This window comes from Nocardia sp. NPDC055165, from assembly GCF_053606985.1.
In genome coordinates this window covers 101,794-116,642 of the sequence record NZ_JBSGSS010000005.1, presented here as the reverse complement: position 1 = coordinate 116,642, position 14,849 = coordinate 101,794, and the positions used below count along the sequence as shown (strand labels likewise).

The 14,849-nt window shown below is 69.3% G+C and carries 13 protein-coding genes; 6 read left to right on the top strand and 7 right to left on the bottom strand.

Annotated elements, in window-relative coordinates; all coding sequences use genetic code 11:
* Position 1 precedes the first annotated feature (1 nt).
* Together ACWFRF_RS12475 and ACWFRF_RS12470 are read left to right on the top strand one after the other, a co-directional pair.
* Positions 2–1,723 carry a DUF3027 domain-containing protein gene (locus ACWFRF_RS12475; protein WP_452450007.1) on the top strand — a complete coding sequence of 574 codons (1,722 nt, stop codon included), beginning with the start codon at positions 2–4 and terminating at the stop codon, positions 1,721–1,723.
* Positions 1,720–5,199, top strand: a complete 3,480-nt coding sequence (locus ACWFRF_RS12470) for a sacsin N-terminal ATP-binding-like domain-containing protein (RefSeq protein ID WP_452450234.1) — start codon at positions 1,720–1,722, stop codon at positions 5,197–5,199. The genes ACWFRF_RS12475 and ACWFRF_RS12470 overlap by 4 nt, the downstream gene beginning before the upstream one ends.
* Before the next feature lies 1 nt (position 5,200).
* On the opposite strand, the gene ACWFRF_RS12465 is transcribed toward ACWFRF_RS12470, so the two are convergent.
* Positions 5,201–5,965, bottom strand: coding sequence for a TetR/AcrR family transcriptional regulator (locus ACWFRF_RS12465; RefSeq protein ID WP_378990507.1), 765 nt, complete (start codon positions 5,963–5,965; stop codon positions 5,201–5,203).
* Between ACWFRF_RS12465 and ACWFRF_RS12460 the strand changes: the two genes are divergently transcribed.
* Positions 5,946–7,970, top strand: a complete 2,025-nt coding sequence (locus tag ACWFRF_RS12460) for a neutral/alkaline non-lysosomal ceramidase N-terminal domain-containing protein (RefSeq protein WP_452450005.1) — start codon at positions 5,946–5,948, stop codon at positions 7,968–7,970. The genes ACWFRF_RS12465 and ACWFRF_RS12460 overlap by 20 nt on opposite strands.
* Here the strand turns inward: ACWFRF_RS12460 and ACWFRF_RS12455 are convergent.
* Positions 7,967–8,227 carry a DUF2530 domain-containing protein gene (locus ACWFRF_RS12455; protein WP_452450003.1) on the bottom strand — a complete coding sequence of 87 codons (261 nt, stop codon included), beginning with the start codon at positions 8,225–8,227 and terminating at the stop codon, positions 7,967–7,969. The two genes, ACWFRF_RS12460 and ACWFRF_RS12455, sit on opposite strands and share 4 nt — an antisense overlap.
* Positions 8,228–8,295: 68 nt before the next feature.
* Between ACWFRF_RS12455 and ACWFRF_RS12450 the strand changes: the two genes are divergently transcribed.
* Entirely contained in the window at positions 8,296–8,727 is a 432-nt protein-coding gene (locus ACWFRF_RS12450) for a MarR family winged helix-turn-helix transcriptional regulator (protein WP_378990790.1), read from the top strand.
* Here the strand turns inward: ACWFRF_RS12450 and ACWFRF_RS12445 are convergent, their stop codons facing one another.
* A complete protein-coding gene (locus ACWFRF_RS12445) occupies positions 8,728–9,129 on the bottom strand; it encodes a YccF domain-containing protein (RefSeq protein ID WP_378631982.1) in 402 nt (133 codons plus the stop codon).
* 25 nt (positions 9,130–9,154) lie between these two features.
* Between ACWFRF_RS12445 and ACWFRF_RS12440 the strand changes: the two genes are divergently transcribed.
* Together ACWFRF_RS12440 and ACWFRF_RS12435 are read left to right on the top strand one after the other, a co-directional pair.
* The gene (locus ACWFRF_RS12440) at positions 9,155–9,958 is read left to right on the top strand and encodes a TrmH family RNA methyltransferase (RefSeq protein WP_452450000.1); all 804 of its coding nucleotides are present in this window, start codon (positions 9,155–9,157) and stop codon (positions 9,956–9,958) included.
* Entirely contained in the window at positions 9,955–10,254 is a 300-nt protein-coding gene (locus ACWFRF_RS12435; protein WP_378990502.1) for a DUF2537 domain-containing protein, read from the top strand. Before ACWFRF_RS12440 ends, ACWFRF_RS12435 begins: the two co-directional genes overlap by 4 nt.
* Positions 10,255–10,257: 3 nt before the next feature.
* Here the strand turns inward: ACWFRF_RS12435 and ACWFRF_RS12430 are convergent, their stop codons facing one another.
* The 4 genes from ACWFRF_RS12430 to ACWFRF_RS12415 form a co-directional block, all read right to left on the bottom strand.
* Positions 10,258–10,989, bottom strand: a complete 732-nt coding sequence (locus tag ACWFRF_RS12430; protein WP_378990501.1) for a DUF6928 family protein — start codon at positions 10,987–10,989, stop codon at positions 10,258–10,260.
* Between the two features lie 183 nt (positions 10,990–11,172).
* Positions 11,173–12,186 carry a septation protein SepH gene (sepH, locus tag ACWFRF_RS12425; protein ID WP_378990500.1) on the bottom strand — a complete coding sequence of 338 codons (1,014 nt, stop codon included), beginning with the start codon at positions 12,184–12,186 and terminating at the stop codon, positions 11,173–11,175.
* Between the two features lie 312 nt (positions 12,187–12,498).
* Entirely contained in the window at positions 12,499–13,620 is a 1,122-nt protein-coding gene (serC, locus tag ACWFRF_RS12420; RefSeq protein ID WP_056818606.1) for a phosphoserine transaminase, read from the bottom strand.
* A 97-nt stretch (positions 13,621–13,717) separates the two neighbouring features.
* Positions 13,718–14,842, bottom strand: coding sequence for an FAD-dependent oxidoreductase (locus tag ACWFRF_RS12415; RefSeq protein ID WP_452449997.1), 1,125 nt, complete (start codon positions 14,840–14,842; stop codon positions 13,718–13,720).
* Between the last annotated feature and the right edge of the window lie 7 nt (positions 14,843–14,849).

Below are 14,849 nucleotides of genomic sequence, written 5' to 3'. Positions count from 1 at the left end.
CGTGAGCGCAGTATCTGTTTCGGAGTCCGGCGTGCGTCCCGTTCTGGCCGACGCGGCCGAGGTCGCACGTCGTGCGCTCGTCGCGTTGGAACCCGACGGGGTAGGAGTCCATCTGGGGGTGAGCGCCGAGGACGACACCGCGGCCACCCACCGGTTCGAGGCGACCCTGCCCGGCTACCGCGGCTGGCAGTGGGCCGTCGTGGTCGCCGCGCCCCCCGGCGCCGACCACGCGACGGTGAGCGAGTCGGCGTTGCTGCCTGCCCTCGACGCCCTGATCGCCCCCGACTTCGTCCCGTGGGAACAGCGGGTCCGCCCCGGCGACCTCGGCCCCGGCGACCTGCTCGCCGCCCCCGCCGACGACCCCCGTCTCGTTCCCGGCTACGTCGCCACCGGCGATCCGGTGATCGACGAGGTGGCCCGCGAGGTGGGCCTCGGCCGCGTTCAGGTGCTCAGCCTCGAAGGCCGCGCCGACGCCGCCCAGCGCTGGTTCACCGAGTTCGGCCCCGACACCGAGATGGCCAAGGCCGCCCCCGGCACCTGCGGCATGTGCGGCTTCTACCTGCCGCTGGCCGGCGCCCTGCGCGAGTCCTTCGGCGTCTGCGGCAATGCGATGGGTGCCGACGGCCACGTCGTCCACATCGAATACGGCTGCGGCGCCCACTCCGACGTAGTGGCACCCAGCGGCAACGGATCCCCGCTGTACGAGGCATTCGACGACCACGCGGTGGATTTCGTCGAGATCGTCCGCCCGGCTGTCGAGGACGCGATCGACAAGGCCACATCCCAGACCGCTGCCGCGGACTCGGCAACAGAGGCCGCAGCCGAGACGTCTGCCGACGCCCCGGCATCAGCGGCTGCGGCCCCGGCGACCGGCTCTGACTCGGCATCAGCGGCTGCGGCCCCGGCGACCGGTGAAGACTCCGCGTCGGAGACCGCGTCCCAGGCGACGGCCGAAGTGTCGGCCACAGTGGTCGACCAGGTCGAGGCCGAGCCTGCCGGCGCCGACCCCGCGACGGTGGTCGTGGAGGTTGTCGCCGAGACTTCCGCCGACCCGGCGATCGAGGTCGTGGAGGTAGCGGCCGAAACGGTCGCCGCCGTCTCGCCGACCTCGGACACCGAGACCGAGCCGAGTTCCGCGGACTCGTTGACCGAGGTCGGCGAAGCCGCGGCGGAGCGGGCAGGCGACCGACAGGAAACCGCCGAGGCCGAAGCTGTCGCCGCCGCGGACGCCGAGCGTCACGCGCTCACCGAAGGCGCCCTGCCGGAGTCGGCCGATGAGGTCGTCACCGCCGAAATCGCCTCGGACACCAGGGTTCCCGCCGAGACTGTTTCGGCCGAACCCGCCGTCGAGGCAGAACTCGCCGTCGGCGACGAATCAGCCACCGCTGAGACCTCGGCCGCTTCGGATGCCGAGAGCTCTTCGGGCGCATCGGACGAGGTAGCGACTGCTGCCGACGCGGTCGCGGAGGCTGCACCTGCCGCCGAGACTGTGTCGGGCGCGGAGGCTTCCGTCGAGGGTGAGGCTGCTGTGTCGGGCGCGGAGGCTTCCGTCGAGGGTGAGGCTGCTGTGTCGGGCGCGGAGGCTTCCGTCGAGGGTGAGGCTGCTGTGTCGGATGCGGAGGCTTCCGCTGAAGGCGAGGCCGCGGTGTCGGGCGATGCGGGATCCGGTGAAGCGGCGGAGTCGGCTGATCTGAGCGAGCACGGATCGTCGGTGTCGCGCTGAACGGAGCGGGTGACCCGTTCGGTACCGCGGAGCTGCGGGCCGGAGTACTTGCCGCGTGGCGGGATTCGCCGACGCGGTTACGCGAGGACAGTGCCAGCGAGGCGGATCTGGTGGCCGCGGGCTACCGGGATCGGCTGCTCACCGAGCTCGCGCAGAACGCGGCCGACGCCGCGGCGAAGGCCGGTGTCGCGGGTGAGCTGATCGTGCGGGTGCTGGACGGGCGGCTGCACGTCGCGAACACCGGTGCGCCGCTGAGTGTTTCCGGTGTGCACGCGCTGACGGCACTGCGTGCCTCCGGAAAGGCGGGTGCCGCCCAGGTCGGTCGCTTCGGTGTCGGCTTCACCGCAGTGCGGTCCGTGGGCGACGAGATCGAGGTCCGCTCGACGACCGGATCCCTGCGCTTCTCCCGCGTCGCCACGCTGAACGCCTTGCACGACACGGGCATCGGCATCCCCGACAACCTGACGACAATCGCGCCCCCGGTCCTGCGCCTGGCCTGGCCGGTGCCGACCACCCCACTCGCGGGCACCGACACCGAGATCGTCGTACACCTGCGCGACGACATCGACCCCGCGATCCTCCTCGACGCCATGCGAGCCGAGGCCCCCGACCTCCTCCTGGAACTACCGGCCCTACAGCGCATCCGTATCGACACGGACGAATTCACCAGCGCGGTAACTATTCTCGCCACCAACGCCCAACCTGCTGACGCTATTCGTTCCAACGCCGCCCAGGCAACCGACGCTACTGCCGCCGCCTCCACAGACGCCGCCGCCGTTGACGCTGCCGTCGATGCGACCGCCACAGCCGCGGCCGCAGACGCCGCTGCCACAGCCGCGGCCGCAGACGCCGCTGCCACAGCCGCGGCCGCAGACGCCGCTGCCGCTGCCGTCGACGCCACAGCCGCGGCCGCAGACGCCTCCGCCTCCGCCTCCGCCGCTGACGCTGCCGTCGACGCGACCGCCACAGCCACGGCCGCGGACGCCGCAGCCGCAGCCGACGGACGTGACGCCCCACGCGAGCTCGACGCCAACGTGTCCCACGCCGACCGCCCCGGCACCCTCTCCCAGCTGACGATCACCCTCCCGTCCGGCGCGCGCCGAGTGTGGTGGCAGTACCGCTCTCCCCGAGCCCGCTGGCTACTCCCACTCCGTCACGGTCGCCCCGTCGCGACTGCCCCGGATGTCCTGCGCGCCCCGACTCGATCCGACGAGGAACTCTCTCTCCCCGCGATCCTGGTCGCCGATATCCCGATGCAGCCCGACCGCCGCCGCCTCCTTCCCGGCGCCCGCATCACCGAATTGGCCTCCGGATACGCGGATTTCGCCCGCGCGCTGCCGCCCCGGGACCGTCTCGTCCTGGTCCCCACGCCCGGCTTCGCCCGCAGCGAAGCGGACGCGATCCTCCGCGAAGCCGTGATCGCCGAGCTTCGTACCAACCCTTGGCTCCCGGTGTGCGCCACGCGCGAGCAGGCCACAGCCGATCCGTCGGAGTTCCCGGAGCCCGGCTCGCCGACTTCATCTGAGAATCTCCACCCGCCAGGACACTTCGGAACCGACGATGCCGGGCAGAACAGCGCTCCCGACCTCGGGGATCTCTTCGCGTCGGACGAACCAGGCACATCCGGCTATGGCATCACGACGCGATCAGGGCGCGGCGCGTCGGCTTCGGATGACCTGCCGGATCTGGCGGCTCTCTTCGCATCCGACGATGCCGAAGCGACCGGCGGCGATGGATCCCCTCTCGCCTCGGGCGAATCCGCACCGCACAGCGATCCTTTCGCCCCGGAAGAGCCCACCTACGAACCGGTCGCAGCGGACGCGCCGTGCAGCACACCGACCCGCGCGAGCGTATTTCCCGATCTCACACCGGAATTGGCCGCGATCCTCGCCGAGATCACCGGACCGCTGGTGATTCCGGAGCTGTCCGGCCGTGCCGGTCAGGACAAGTTGGCGGTGCTCGATGTCCATCGGCTCGGACCGGCCGCGGTGGCCGAGCGGACGAGCGGACTGGAACGTGAACCACGGTGGTGGCGGCGGTTCTACGCCGCTCTGGAACCGTTCGTCGTCGATACCAGGACCGCCGAGGAATTCGGCGCGCTGGCCGTGCCGCTGACCGACGGGCGGCTGGTCACCGGTCCGCGGACCGTGGTGCTCGATGATCAGCTCACGGTGGCCGTGCCGGTGCACTGGGCGCGCCTGGTGCACCCGGACGCCACGCACCCGCTGCTCGGTCGGCTGGGGGCCCGCAGCGCGAGTTCGGATGACCTGCTCACCGATCCGGCCCTGCGCGATCTGCTCGAGCAGGATCCGGCCGACCCGGACACGGTCGCCGCGGTGCTCCAGCTGGCGCCCTTCGCCTCCCACGGCTCGCTGCCCGACTGGCTCGGCCTGCTCGAATTGCCCGACGAAACAGGCGAGCTGAGCCCCGCCGACGAACTGCTGCTGCCCGGCGCCCCGCTCGCCGAGGTCCTGGCATCCGACGCCCCCTTCGGCACCGTCGCCGACGCTGCCGTCGCCGAGTACGGCGAGCAGGCCTTGCGTGCGATCGGTGTCGGCTGGGGTTTCGCGGTGCTCACCGATCCGGAACCGGTCGGCCCCGATCACGACCTAGACGCCGAACAGTCCTGGTGGGACAGCCTTTCCGAAGACCCCCGCGAGCTCGTCGCGGTCCGCGATCTCGACCTGGTCGACGAAGACCGCTGGCCGCAAGCGCTGCGCCACTTGCTGTCCGAGCCGCGCACCCGTGCCCTGCTGGCCGATCGCGACGGCTACACCGCCTGGTGGTTGCACCGCCACGCCCAGATCGACGGCATTCCGTTGGGCCGGCTCCACCACCCCGACGACGACGAATTCGACGGACTTCTACCGGTATTCGCGGCTGTCGGCATCGAAGGCCCCGATCTCGATGCGCTGCGCCCCGTTCTCGTGCGCCCGGACATCATGTCCGCCGCGCTGGCCGAGGAACTCCTCGACGCGCTGGCCGATCCGTCGAAATCCCCTGCCCCCGAGGTGATCGCCCGAACCAATGCCCGTCTGGCCGCCGCGGTCGCGTCCGGCGTCCTCGATCCGCGCGAACTGGATCTGCCCGAGCAGATCCGCGCACTGTCCGGCGACGTCGTCGACGCGAGGACCGCCATGGTTCTCGACCAGCCCTGCTTCGGTCTCGTTGTCCCGCCGGAACGCCTCGTGGTCGGCGACACGGCACACGCGGACGCGTTGGCCTCCTTGCTCGACCTTCCGCTGGTCTCGGCGGAGGTCAGTGCCGAGGTGCTCGGCACCGGTCGCCGAAGCACCTGGGCCGCGGAGCCTTTGGGTGTGGTGCTGCGTCAACTGTGGTCGCCGCAGGATGTCACCGGCGAGCTGGTGCTGCACGAAACCCTCGAAGTGCATCTGCGCGGGGCGATCTCGGGCACTGTCCACGTCCCGTGGTGGTGCGAGGGCGACGTGACCCACGTACAGGCGCCGCGCGGCTGATCTATTCCGCGTGCGTGGCGACCATCTCGGCGAGCAGATCGAGCTGAACCTGCACGGACTCGCTGTCGTCATCGACCAGCCACCGCAGCACGATCCCGTCGATCACATTGAGGATGAACCGGCTCAGCGTCGCCACCGGGGTGTTCCATCGCGTCTCGGTCGCCTCGCTGCAATGGTTGATCACATCGGCGACGGTGCTGTCGTTGAACCCGTACTGCTCGCGGGCGATCGCCAGCTTGGCCGGCGTCGATTCGCCCTCGCGCAGCGCGTAGGTGGTGGTCTCGTAGGTCAGCAACTGCCGTTCGGGAGTGGCTTCGATGTTGCGCCACATCAGTTCCAAACCGCGGCGCACCAATTTCTGAAGTGCTTCTTTTCCTGTTCCTGCGTCTTCCCATACCGTTTCATCGGCATCGACGGAATCGCGCAATTCCATCGAGAGCGCTTTGACCAGCTCGGTCATCAGCGCGTCCTTGTTTTCGAAACAGTAATGCACCACACCTAGCGAGACGCCTGCCGCTTGGGCGACATCGCGCGTGGTCACGCCCGCCACGCCCTTTTTCTCGGCGAGACCGATCGCTGCCTCGATCAGGTGGGCTCGTCGTTCTTCGACGCTCAATCGGGAGGACACTGTGCGAGTTAAGCGCTCACGCCACGAACAGTCAATTCGCCGGTCCGCCAGAAAATCCTGGACATTTGACCAGTTGATGTGGTTGTCTCCGAAATGGAAGTTGCGAAGGAGTCGCCCGATGTCCCTGTCCCGCCGCACTATGCTCACTGTCTCGGCACTGGGTGCCACGGCACTGCCCGTCATCTCGAAGAGGGGAATGCCGGTCGCCCACGCGAATCCCGAGGGATTCGAATTCGGGCTCGGTAGCGCCGATCTCACGGGCCCGGCCGCGGAATGCGGCATGATGGGCTACTCCCAACTCGAACAGACAACCGCGGGAATTCATCTGCGCCCACGCGCGCGTGCGTTCGTCATCGGCGCGCGCGGATTTCGGATCGCGTTCGTCGCGGTGGAGAACGGCGCGGTGTTCGCCTCGGTGCACGGCGCGGTGCTGCTCGCGCTCGCCCGCCGTTTCGGTGACCGGTATTCCGAGCGGAATGTCGTTCTCACCTCCACGCACACCCACGCCAGTTGTGGCGGTTCCGCGCACGACTACGCCTACACGCTGGCGACGCTGGGATTTCAGCAGCAGGTCTTCGACGCCGAGGTCGACGGAATCGTCGAGGCGATCGTGGCGGCCGACGCGGACTTCGCCCCGGGCGCCATCAGCCTGGGGCGCGCAGAACTCCACGACGCCAGTGTCAACCGCTCGCGCATGGCCTTCGACCGCAATCCGGCCGCCGATCGCGCGGTCTTCCCCGACGCGATCGACCCCGCGGTGACCACGTTGGTGTTCGCCAGACAAGGTCGTCAGGTCGGCGCGCTCACCTGGTTCGCCACCCACAACACCTCGATGACCAACGCGAACCGCCTGATCAGCTCCGACAACAAGGGCTACGCGAGCTACGCCGCCGAGCACCTCGAGCACGGCGTCCGCCACCTCGACGGTGCCGGCTTCCTCGCCGCGTTCGCGCAGACCAATGCCGGTGACATGTCGCCCAATCTCGGCCTCACGCCCGGCAACGGACCGACCACCGACGAGTTCGACAACACCAGGATCCTGGGCGAACGCCAGCATCACGCGGCGAAAGAGGCGGCGGCGCAGGCCGCCGTACAGCAGGCCGAGGTCGCCTCGATGCTCTGCTACATCGATCTCGCCGCGCTCACGATCGACGGCCGCTTCACCCCCGACGGCGCCCCGCGACGCACCTCCCCGGCCGCGGCGGGCGTCTCGCTGGCGGCGGGCAGCGTCGAGGACGGTCCCGGCCTGCCCGGCGGCCCGATCCCCGAAGGCGTGCGCAATCCGATGGTCGACTTCCTCGGCGGCATCGACCACCCGCACCCCGCCTGGCTCGCCGACGCCCAGGCGCCCAAGGCGATCTTCGCCCCGCTCGGGCTGATGCCGCCCGTACCGTGGGTCCCGAATGTGGTGCCGATCCAGCTGATTCGCATCGGTGACCTGTATCTGGCCGCCGCGGGCGCGGAATTCACGATCGTCGCCGGGCTGCGCGTGCGCCGCGCGGTGGCGGCGGCACTCGGCGTCGAGCTGGAACAGGTACTGCTACAGGGCTATTCGAACAGCTACCACGAATACGTCACCACCCCCGAGGAATACGACTCGCAGCAGTACGAAGGCGCTTCGACGCTGTTCGGCCGCTACACGCTGTGCGGGTATGTGCAGGAATTCACCAGACTGGCTGCGGCGTTCGCCGCGGGTCAGCCGGTCGGGCGCGGTCCGGCGCCGCGCGATGTCTCCGCGCTGCAACCGAACTTCGCCGCCGCGCCAGGGCCCGACGCGACCCCGCCCGGCCGTGGTTTCGGTGACGTCCTGATCCAGCCGGCAGCCTGTCGACGCGGCGAACAGGCGGCTGTCGAGTTCGTCTCGGCCCATCCCAAACACAATCCGCGTCGCGGTGACACCTTCCTGCACGTGCAGCGAAAGACCGCGACGGGCTGGGATCGGGTGGCCAACGAAGGTGAATGGGACGTCCGCTTCCACTGGCGCACAGCGGGCGCCTCGGTCTCGATCGCCCGCTTCACCTGGGATATCCCCGCGACGGCCGAACCCGGCTTGCACCGATTCGTGCACTACGCCGACGCACTGGGCGCCGACGGCACGCTTCGCCCGGTTATCGGGACCAGCGACGAATTCGCGGTGAGTTAGTCGGTGTCGAGGCCCACCTGGGCGCCCTTGTCACCGCGCCGCGCGGAACGCCGCTGCAACAGGAAGATCGACGACCCCAGCACGCCCACCACGAGCCCCATCAGGCACACCGGGCGGGCATCGGCCCAGCTCGCGTTCATCCACACGACCGCGGTCGCGATGACCCACAGGACGAAGCCACCCAGCACCACGGGGCGTGGATCGACCAGGAATCGGGGCAGTTGCGGTATCTCGGGACTGACAGGTCCGGCGTCCATACCCAAACAGTAGCCGTGTGAAACCCGTCAGCACAGCCGGATTTACCGTAGAGTTCTGCACTGTGACAATGCCATCGGACGTCCGTGCCCTGGCCGGTGACCTTTCACTGGCCGTCGTGCGGCTCACGAGACACCTGCGCGGACGCCGTTCCGATGCGCAGATCTCGCTTACTCAGCTGTCGGCTCTGGCGACGCTGGCTCGCGATGGCGCGATGACGCCCGGCGCGCTGGCAGGCAAAGAACGCGTGCAACCACCGTCGATGACCCGTGTCATCGCCTCGCTCGCCGACCTCGCCCTGGTCCAGCGCCGCCCGCATCCGACCGACGGCAGGCAGATCATCGTCTCGCTCTCGCCCGCCGGTCGCGCGCTGATCGCCGACGAGACCAATGCCCGCGAAGTGTGGATGACCGGTCAGCTCGCCGGACTGCGCCCCGAGCAGATCGCGGTGCTCGGGGAAGCCGTCGGCATCATGAACCAGATCGTCGCCGAATCGGAGTGATCAGCTCGATTGCCGCGCCGCGTCGGCCGAGACCACGTCATGGCCGAGCGGGAACAGCGACAGCGGCACCAGCTTGAGATTCGCCCAGGCGAACGGCAGACCGATGATCGTCACCGCCAGCGCGATGCTGGTGAACACATGGCCCAGCGCCAGCCACCAGCCCGCGAAGACGAACCAGATCACGTTGCCGATCAGCGAGCCCGCGCCCGCACCGGGTTTGTCGACGACGGTGCGGCCGAACGGCCACAGCACGTACCCGGCCAGGCGTAGCGAGGCGATCCCGAACGGGATGGTGACGATCAGGATGAAACAGATCAGTGCCGCGAGCAGGTACCCCAGCGCCATCCAGAACCCGCACAGCACCACCCAGAGCACGTTCAAGATCAACTGGACAATCTTCATGCTTCCAGCATGCCAGGATTAGCCGGTGGCCGAAGTGATCGATATCGACGACCCCACCGACCCGCGCGTCGACGACTTCCGTGACCTGTCCAATGCCGACCGCAGGCCGGATCTGCCGGGCCGCAAAGGCCTGGTCATCGCCGAGGGCGTAGTGGTCGTGCAGCGGATGCTCGACTCGCGTTTCGCGCCCAGCGCCCTGCTCGGCGTCGGGAAGCGCTTCGAGACCCTCGAAGGCGATCTGGCCGATCACGATCTGCCGTACTACCGCGCGAGCGCGGAGGTGATGGCCGAGGTGGTCGGCTTCCATCTCAATCGCGGCGTACTCGCCGTGGCGCCGCGTCCGGTGGAGCTCACCGTCGACGAGGTGCTCGACGGCGCCCGCACGGTGGCGGTCCTGGAGGGCGTCAACGACCACGAGAACCTGGGTTCGATGTTTCGCAACGCCGCCGGGCTCGGCGCGGACGCGGTGCTGTTCGGCGACCGGTGCGCCGATCCGCTCTATCGGCGGGCGGTACGGGTGTCGATGGGGCATGTGCTCCGGGTGCCCTTCGCGCAACTGCCGCAGTGGCCGGCGAGCCTGGACCTCGTGCGGGACAAGGGTTTCCAGATCATCGCGTTGACGCCGAACCCCGCGGCGGTGAATCTGGCGACGGCGATGACGGGGGAGAAGGTGGCGCTGCTGCTCGGCGCCGAAGGGCCCGGCCTGACCGAAGAAGCCATGCGCGCCACCGATGTTCGCGCGCGCATCCCGATGTCACCCGGAACCGATTCGCTCAACGTCGCGACCGCGGCGGCGATGGCGTTCTACGAACGAGTGCGCACGTCATGAGCAAGGAATGTGAGGGACCGTATCGGGCGCAAGCGGATTCGGTGCCATGGGCGGCCGGCTGCACCGTGGTCGTGCTGGTCGCGCTGCTCGGCGGGGTCGCGGTCTACGCCTTCGGCTGCGCGCTGGCCGCGGTCAATCCGCTGCTGGCGATCGGGGTGAACGTGGTGGCGGCGATCGGGGTGGCGCCGACCGCGTGGCGGTGGCGGTTCACGCCGGTGGTGCGGTGGGTGCTGGCCGGTGCGGCCGCGGCGGTGGTGCTCGGCTGGATCGCCGTGATCGTGTACCAGCTCAGCTGACGCTCACAGCACCCGATCGGCACCGCGCAACCACCCGAAGAGCCCGCGCTTGCGCCGCGTCGCCGCCCCGGGACGACCGACCGGCACGCGCTTCTGCTCCGGTGCCTGGCCTTTCGGATACAGCGTGAAACCGCAGACCGGCAGGTCGCCGGGGGTGAGTCGGCCGGAAGCGGCCGGGGTCAGGTAGCGGAAACCGAGCCATTCGTCATTGGCGGCGTCGGCGAAATCCGGTGGATCGAACGGCAGCGACTGGGGTTCGGGATGGTCCGAACCCCGCCACGGCACCGGATGCTCTCCCGCCCAGAAGGTGCGCTCCCACACCATCGGGAGTCCTTCGTTCTCGAGAATGTCCACCCGCGTGGAACTGAACGACCGCCGGAATTCGCCACGTTCCCAATGCGCGAACGCGCCCCAGTGCAGTGTCGTGTCGTAGGACACCAGGTAGGTGTGCTCGGAAGCGAGCGGGCGCACCAGCAGATCGGGCAGCTTCGTCGGATGGACCAGCGCGGCCTCGGCCGTACACACCACGGTCAATCCGGGATAGCACCCGATATAGACCTCGTCCCGATCCGGTGCGGCGCATCCGGCGAGCGTCCCGACCATGTGCGGCCGAACGTCGTGGTCGCCGTACAACTGCCCGGCCAACGCCGCCGCCGCGACAGGATCGGACTCGATAGTTCCGGTCAGCACCGCCACCGGATCAGGCGTATCGACATACCAGAGCGTAGAAGCCACTGTCCCGCCTCCCTGTCCCGCCTCGCTGTCCCGCCTCTCCGTGTATTCAAGCCAGACTCAGGTGGGTGGCTCGATGGCGTCGGCGGCTGACGGTTGGCGGACGTGGTACGTCAGTTCGTTCCCGGCGAGTTACCCATGTTCTTGCGAGATATGGCAATCGGGCCCGTGAGCGTCCGCATGCTTTCAGTTGCCGGAGCTGCGGACGCCCAGCAGAACGTCTTCCCAGGACGGCATGGGCGCCTTGCCGCGCTTGGTGCGCGCGGGCTTCGGTGCGGGCTTCTCGGCTACCGGTTCCTCGGCGGGCTTGTCCGCTTGCGCCGCGGGCTGGCTCGGCGTGGCGGGAACAGCGGGCTTCGGGGCGGCGGGCTTGGGCGCGGCGGGGATCGGTGCCGCGGGGATGGGTGCGGCCGGAATCGCCGCCGTGCCACCGCCTGCGGCGACCTGACGCTGCTCGTAGTACTCGTCCACGTTCGGCGCAGGCCGGCTCTGCGGACGCGCCGCGGGCGCGGCGATCTGCTCGCGCGGACGCGGCTCCACCGGGGTCGGCGGTTCGAGCACCGGCGAGGCGGCCGGAACCGGCGTGGGCAGGATCGTCGCCAGCCCACGCAGCGCGCGGCCGAAGTCGGGATCGATCAGGTCGTTGGCCGGGTCGTCGAGCGGCGACACCGAGCCGCCGTGCGCGTCGGGCTGGTAGCGCCAGTGCGCGGCGATCTCGGAGTGACCGTGGCGCCACTGCAATTGGGCGACCCAGAAACCCTTCTCGTCTTTCCAGGCATCCCACTCGGCCTGTTCGATGGTGTGGCCGCGCTCGGCGAAGGCTGCCGTGACGATCTCGTGCAGCGTTTCCACCGAGGGGCCGTCGGGACGCACCGGGTGCGCCTTCTGCGCCAATTCGGCGGCGCGCGCACGCTCGAGCAAGACGGGGTAGGCGAATCGTTCGACTTTGGATTCCGGCATGCCGGACTCTGCCGTGACCTGCTCGACGGACGCTCCAGCGCGAATACGGGCCTGGATATCGCGAGGACGCATAGTCGCCTCCGTTTCGATCTCGATCTGGCCGAATCGTGCGAGGTCGCCGCGCGCCGCCGCGCGGAGCTTGTCGTCGGCGGGCAACCGGAACTTGGTACCGGACTCGGTGTCGCTGCACACGATGTGCGTGGAGTCGGGCGTCACCCCGATCACTCGAAGTTCACGCACCGTTACCTCCCTATCGCGTCGGCTACGACACCGCCCACTTTCCTAGACAGTAGTGCACATTACTTGGCCGCCGCAGCAGACACGCACGACTTAAATCGCGCACCAGCCGTGCCCAGGGGGCTAATCTGAGCGGCTCACCACCCGAATTCAGCTTGTGTGCAGGGGTTTTGGTGATAGATCAACATCAAATATCGATACCGAGATCTGTCGAAACTCGGCGAATATTGCGAATGTGTGCAGTCCGAACAAGAAGGGCCGGTGCGCGGCGAACCGAATGGGTTCACCGGGCACCGGCCCTATCGCGGTCTTATCTCAGAGCTGACCGACGACCCAGTCGATCGAACGGGTCAGCTGCGAAACATCTTCCGGGTCGATCGCCGGGAACATGCCGACGCGCAGCTGGTTACGGCCCAGCTTGCGGTAGGGCTCGGTATCGACGATGCCGTTGGCGCGCAGGATCTTGGCCACCTGGGCCGCGTCGACCGCGTCGTCGAAGTCGATGGTGCCCACGACCTGCGAGCGGTGCGCCGGGTTCGACACGTACGGGGTGGCGAAAGAGCTCGACTCGGCCCACGAGTACAGGCGCGAGGACGAATCCAGGGTGCGCTTCACGGTCCAGTCGAGGCCGCCGTTGGCGTTCATCCACTCGATCTGGTCGGCGAACAGCAGCAGGGTGGCCAGCGCCGGGGTGTTGTAGGTCTGGTCCTTGGAGGAGTTGTCGACCGCGATCGGCAGCGAGAGGAACTCCGGGGTCCAGCGACCCGATTCCTTGATCTCGGCGACTCGGGCCAGCGCGGCCGGGCTCATGATCGCGATCCACAGGCCACCGTCGGCGGCGAAGCACTTCTGCGGGGCGAAGTAGTAGACGTCGGAGTCGGCGATGTTCACCGGCAGACCGCCCGCGCCCGAGGTGGCGTCGATGGCGATGAGGGCGTTCTCCGAACCGACCGGACGCGACACGGGGATGGACACGCCGGTGGAGGTCTCGTTGTGGGCCCAGCCGATGAGGTCGACCGACGGGTCCGACACGGGCTCGGGCGCGCTGCCCGGCTCGGCCTTGACGACGATCGGGTCGCCGATGAAGGGGTTGCCCTTGGCGACCGAGGCGAACTTCGAGGAGAACTCGCCGTTGGTCAGGTGCAGCGAGCGCTCGCGGATCAGGCCGAAGGCGGCGGCATCCCAGAACGCGGTGGTGCCGCCGTTGCCGAGCACGACCTCGTAGCCGTCGGGCAGGGAGAACAGCTCGCGCAGGCCGTTGCGCACGCGCGCGACGACGTCCTTGACCGGCTTCTGGCGGTGCGAGGTACCGAACACCGAGGCGCCGACAGTCACCAGGGACTGCAGCTGCTCCGGGCGGACCTTGGACGGGCCGCAGCCGAACCGTCCGTCGGCGGGCTTGAGGTCGGCGGGAATGGTCGGGAACGCACTGGTCATGGGGGCGAGTTTAGTGGTCGGCCGAAGCTCGTACGCGCACGGGGGCGGGGTCGGGAACCGGCTGTGAGACGGCCCACTCGTGTTCGCCGGGGGATCCTCAGGACACGCCGGTCATGAAGTCGACCAGCCCGAACGGCGCGCTGTCGCCGATGCACAGGTCGAGGATGCGGTGCGCGTCCGAGGCCGCCCTCGCGCTGCGGGGGAACAGGGCCGCTTCGTAGGCGGTGAGTGCCGCTTCCCGGTCGCCGGGGTGCGCGGCGAGCGCTGCGGCGAGTTCGGCACCGTCGAGCATGGCGAGATTGGCGCCTTCGCCCGCGGGTGGCGCCAGGTGCGCGGCATCGCCGAGCAGGGTCACGCCGGGCACACGGTCCCAGCGGTGGCCGGTGGGGAGCGTGTTGATCGTGCGCGCGACCGGCGGGGTGTCGCCGTCGGTGATCAGTGCGGTGAGCTCGGGCGCCCATCCGTCGAATTCGGCCGCAACCCGGGCGAGCGCGGCGGTGGGGTCGGTGAAGTCGATGCCGTCGAGCCAGTCGGCGGGGCGGGCGAGTTCGGCGTAGGTGTGGATGACATCGCCCGCCTCGCGGTGCGCGGAGATGCCGTTGCCCGGTGCGAGCGCGAACATGCCACCGTCGCCGACCACCGCTGCCGCCGCCGGGTGCCGGTTGTCCACGTCGTAGAGGTAGGTCTCGACGAAGACGGCGCCCGCGTATTCGGGTCGCGCCGTCGAGAGCAGCGGGCGGATCCTGGACCAGACGCCGTCGGCGCCGACGAGCAGCTCGGTGCGCACGATCGAACCGTCGGCGAACGTCAGCTCGTGGTGGCCGTCGCCGAGAGCGGCGACTTCGGTCAGTTTCCGGCCCCACTGGACCGTGTCCGCGGGCAGGCTGTCGAGCAGGACGCGTCGCAGGTCGCCGCGTAGGACTTCGGGCCGTCCGGTGCCGCCGTCGTCGGGCTCGTCGAGGAGCAGCTCCCCGTGGCGGTCGAGGATCCGGGAGGCCGCGCCGCCCTCGTGGATGATCGCGCGGAACTCGGCGGTGAGGCCCGCCGCGGCGAGTGCGAATTGGCCGTCGTGTTCGTGGATGTCGAGCTGGCCGCCCTGGGTGCGAGCGCCCGCCGACGGCTCGGCCTCGTAGACCGTCGCGGCGATGCCGTGGACGTGGAGGACTCTGGCGAGCGTGAGGCCGCCGAGGCCGGCGCCGATGATCGTGACCGGTGTCGTCATAGCGATT